The sequence below is a fragment of the Paenibacillus sp. B1-35 genome (assembly GCF_050474385.1).
In the GTDB taxonomy this organism is placed as follows: domain Bacteria; phylum Bacillota; class Bacilli; order Paenibacillales; family Paenibacillaceae; genus Paenibacillus_B; species Paenibacillus_B alvei.
Genome location: NZ_JBCHVJ010000025.1, coordinates 1 through 1,371 on the forward strand (window position 1 = coordinate 1; position 1,371 = coordinate 1,371).

Here is a 1,371-nt window from a genome sequence, read left to right on the forward strand (position 1 = left end):
GGCAATGTCATTAAGTTAATAGAGTAATGACCTGCGGATGTAAAATTGGCGAATGACTATAAGCTAAGTCGTCCGCCAATTTTATATTTCTGGCATGACAAATACAGATGCACTACCTGCATCTGTGACGTAGTCACTCTCAACTTGGAGTTGTCTATGATACCCTACAGGTAAACCCAACAGCAGATATTGGGTTCTGGAATCGTGGGAATTTTCTGCCTTTCCGTATTAGAGATAGATGTTTTGCAATCAGATCAAGAAGACTATCTTCTGAGAGTTTATCCCTAAAATATTGCCTACAAAAAAGCATCGCAACTGAGAAGTTGATTCGCTTGGTTGCTTCATTGGGAATCTGAGCTTGATGTGCAATTAAGGCAGAGAAGTTGTAAAGGATGAATCGAGAAAATACCTCTTGTAGCATGGAGCTCGGCTTTTTACTATGTAGATTCACTAACCCTACAGCATATTTGAGTTCTCGGAAAGAGGTCTCTATGCCCCAACGCCTATTGTAGAGTTCTTTAATTGTATCAGGCGGAAAATTCCCGAAATCTAAATTTGTAAAAACCGTTTCATATGATACATCAGAAATGGCAAAGCGGACAACTCTGAAGCACAAATCGTATAGGCGATCATCTTTTGGATAAAGATAATCAAATGTTGTATGTGGCTGTATCCAACGATATCGGACAGGGTCCTTTTTCAACAAGGACAAGGTTTGCTTAGTTTGTCGTCTTGTTAGCGGCAGTGTGACTTAGATATCAAACTCAGCCTGGTCTGGTATAGCTAACTTAGAAATGATTCCGTAAGACTCTTTTGAACGTATAATGTAATTCCATGATTTTTCCTGAAAATGGGCTATATTATTAAAAGATTCATAGCCTCGGTCTGCTATAACTATGACTTTTCCTGAATAATTAGATCGATCTACCATAGAGACAAGGGCTTTATGTTCGTTCATCCCTTTTTTCGGTTGGACAGACGCATCTACATAAACATGCCGCATCAAATCATACATGGCGTCAATATGGACTAAATTATACCCCTTAGTATTGCTCTCATTTTTCATGTACGATTCTGAATCGCTTGGATTTGTAGGCAGTCGTAAGTCAGTACCATCTACTGCAAATAAGCGATACCCATTAAACAACACGCTTTCATCGCATGATGCAACAAATCTGTGGAATAAGGTTTCTATAGCGCTTGGCAATATTTTTTCGCGTTGTTGGACAAAGGCTGAAACCGATGCTGTATCTTTAGAAAAAGAAAACCATTCGTAGAGTTCCTTACAAAGGCTATTCCCTCCCATACCGATTAGCATTTGAAGCATAGTCTCAAAAGTTAGTTTTCGGTTTCTTGAAAAGTCGTGACCAG

General features: G+C 39.2%; 1 pseudogene. It reads right to left on the reverse strand.

The features are described 5' to 3' along the window. Positions 1-154: 154 nt before the first annotated feature. Positions 155-1,327 (reverse strand): annotated as a pseudogene (locus ACQ5BJ_RS26270) (IS4 family transposase). Positions 1,328-1,371: the final 44 nt, after the last annotated feature.